General features: G+C 75.3%; 2 protein-coding genes. Both read right to left on the reverse strand.

The features are described 5' to 3' along the window. Positions 1–130: 130 nt before the first annotated feature. On the reverse strand, positions 131–1,096 hold the full coding sequence (locus HMPREF0731_RS15930; protein WP_007005201.1) for an ABC transporter permease: 966 nt from the start codon (positions 1,094–1,096) through the stop codon (positions 131–133). Continuing rightward, positions 1,084–2,628, reverse strand: a complete 1,545-nt coding sequence (locus tag HMPREF0731_RS15935) for an ABC transporter substrate-binding protein (protein WP_007005202.1) — start codon at positions 2,626–2,628, stop codon at positions 1,084–1,086. The genes HMPREF0731_RS15930 and HMPREF0731_RS15935 overlap by 13 nt, the downstream gene beginning before the upstream one ends. Positions 2,629–2,907: the final 279 nt, after the last annotated feature.

Consider the following 2,907-nt stretch of genomic DNA (forward strand, 5'->3'; position numbering starts at 1 on the left):
AGCAGCGCCAGCGCCGCCACCAGCGCCAGCAGCGCGGCGCCGATGGCGCGGCGGCGGGTGAGCCAGGCACCCACCCGGCCGCGCCGCGATGCCGGCCAGATGCCATCCGGCGCGCGGGAGGAGGTCGCGCTCATGCCGGCGCCCCCTTGCTTCCGGCCTGGCGCAGCCGCGGGTCGAGCGCCCAGCAGGCGACATCCACCGCCGTGTTCAGCGCGACGAAGAGCAGCCCCATCAGCAGCGCCGTGCCCTGCACCATCGGGATGTCGCGGCCGAGCACCGCATGCACCAGCGCATGCCCGATGCCGGGCCAGGCGAAGAGGCTCTCGACCACCACCACCCCCTCGACCAGCGCCACGAGTTGCAGGCCGAGATAGGCGACCACCGGGATCGAGGCGTTGCGCAGCGCGTGGCGGCGGAAGGCGGTGGCCTCGCCGAGCCCCTTCATGCGCGCGAAGGCGAAATAGGGCGAGGCGGCGACCGCCGCGACCGCATCCCGCGCCACGCGGGAGGAGGCGGCGGCGAGGCCGAGCGCCAGGGTCAGCGCCGGCAGCACCAGCTCCCGCCAGCCGCCGACACCGGCCACCGGCAGCCAGTCCCATTCCACCGCCAGCCACAGCATCAGCGCGATGCCGAGGATGAAGGGCGGCAGGGCGCGCAAGGCGGCGGCCAGCACCAGGCTGGCGCCATCCCACCAGCCGCCGGCGCGCAGACCCGCCAGCGCGCCGAGCGGCGGCCCGATCAGCAGCGACAGCGCCAGGGCGGCGACCGAGAGCAGCAGCGTGGCGCCGAGCTGGATCGACAGCGCCTCCAGCACCGTCTCGCCCGAGGCGAGCGAGACGCCGAGATCGAGCCGCGCCAGATCGCCGAACCAGGCGGCGAGTTGCAGGAACCAGGGCCGGTCCAGCCCCAGCTCCTGCCGCACCGCCTCGGCCGCCGCGCTGTCGACGATGTCGTAGCCATAGCGGCTGGCAGCGATGCGGTAGGCCATGTCGCCCGGCAGCATGCGCACCATCAGGAAGCAGGCGGTGCCGACCAGCAGCGCCACCAGCAGCGCCTGCAGCAGCCGCCCGGCCAGCAGCCGGATCAGCCCGCCCATTTCGCCCCCGCGATGCGGTAGGAGAGTTCCAGCGGATCCACCGGGATGTCGGCGACGCGGCGCGAGACGGCGGTGGCCAGGTCGAACCAGGAGACCGGGATCACCGGCATCTCCTGCTGCAGGATGGTGGAGACGCGGCCGCGCAGCGCGGCGCGGGCGGCCGGGTCGGCCTCGGCGCCCAGCCGCTCCAGCACACTGGCCAGCTCCGGGCTGGACCAGTTCATGGCGCCCCAATCGCCGCCCTGCGGGCCGTAATCCTGCAGCAGCGTGCCCAGCGGGTCCGGCACCAGGGAGAAGTTGCGCGCCATCAGCGCCGCCTCCAGCGTGCCGTCGCGATGGCCGGCCGGGATCTCGCCGCTGTTGACGATGGCGACCTGCATGTCGATGCCGATCTCGCGCAGCTGCGCCTGCATGGCGGTGGCCAGCCCCGGCAGCTCCGGCCGGTCGGAGAAGGTGCGCAGGGTGAAGCGGAAGGGCGCGCCCTGGCGGTGCAGGATGCCCTCCGCCCCCGGCGCCCAGCCGAGCCCGGCCAGCAGGCGGCGCGCCTCCGCCAGGTCGCGGCGCAGCGGCGGCAGGGACGGCACGTGCCATTCCGCCATGGTGGGCGGGAAGAGCTGCGTCGCCGTCGAGGCGGGCGAGCGCAGCAGCGCCGCCGCCATGCCGGCGCGGTCCAGCGCCAGGCTCAGCGCGCGGCGCGCGTCGGCGTCGCGGAACACCGGCAGGGCGCAGTTCAGCTTGATCAGCCGGGTGCGCGGGATGGGCTGCACGTCGAGCGCCACGCGCGGGTTGCGGCGCAGCCGCTCCACCGTCTCCGGCGCCAGATGCGTCACGAACTCGGCCTGGCCGCTCTCGGCCATGGCGGAGCGGGTCTCGCCGCGCCCGGCGGCCAGGTAGCTGGCGCGCGCGATGGCGGGCGGCGGCCCGTCCCAATGCGGCGAGCGCTCCACCTCCAGCCGCTGCGGCGGCAGCAGCCGCGCCACCTGGTAGGGGCCGCTGCCGATGACGCTGCGCACCGCCTCGCCCTCGAAGGCGGCGGGTGCCAGGATCAGCGTGCTGTAATGCGCCAGGAAGGCGGTCAGCGACAGGAAGGGCCGCGTGGTGCGGATCAGCACCGCGCTGCCCTCGGCGCGGATCGCCTCCAGCGGCGCGCTGGCCAGCGGCCCGGGCAGGCGGGCGGCGCGCTGCAGGCAGGCGGCGACGGCCTCGGCGGTGACCGGGCTGCCATCCTGGAAGCGGGCGGTCGGGCGCAGCGCGAAGCGCCATTCCAGCCGGTCCTCCGACAGGGTCCAGCCGGTGGCCAGCATCGGCACCGGCCGGCCGCCGGCATCGGCGCCGAGCAGCGTCTCGGCCACCTGCATGCGGCTGAAGACATAGCCGGAGCGGGCCGGGTCGAGGCCGTTGATCTCATTGGCGGTGACCAGGCGGAACTGGTCGGCGGCCGGCTGCGCCAGGACAGGGCGGGCCAAGCCGGCGAGCGGCAGCGCGGCGGCGCCGAGCGCCAGCCGGCGGCGGGTCAGGAGGGTCGGGTGCATGCGCGTGACCCTAGCCGGATGTTATAGTATTGCAAGAGCCAAAACCGCCGCGCAACCCTGCGGCGCCCGGCGGCGAGATGGCGCGGCTGTGACCGGCAAAACCCCGGTTTTCCAGGCGGATCGGCCCGGAAACTGTTGCGCCGCCTGAGCCAAGCTGGCACCTCTCGCCCATGCTGCAACGACGCTTCCTGCTCGGCGGCGCGGGCGCTCTGCTCGCCGGCTGCTCCACCGCCCAGACCCCCGCCCCGGCCGCCAGCCCAGCGCCCGTCGCGCCGCCGG

Origin of the sequence: Pseudoroseomonas cervicalis ATCC 49957 (assembly GCF_000164635.1) — a bacterium.
GTDB lineage: Bacteria > Pseudomonadota > Alphaproteobacteria > Acetobacterales > Acetobacteraceae > Pseudoroseomonas > Pseudoroseomonas cervicalis.

What these genes read in the sequence shown, in the direction of transcription:
- HMPREF0731_RS15930 (WP_007005201.1), bottom strand. Translation starts at nt 1,096, where the DNA reads ATGGGCGGGCTGATCCGGCTGCTGGCCGGGCGGCTGCTGCAGGCGCTG.
- HMPREF0731_RS15935 (WP_007005202.1), bottom strand. Translation starts at nt 2,628, where the DNA reads ATGCACCCGACCCTCCTGACCCGCCGCCGGCTGGCGCTCGGCGCCGCC.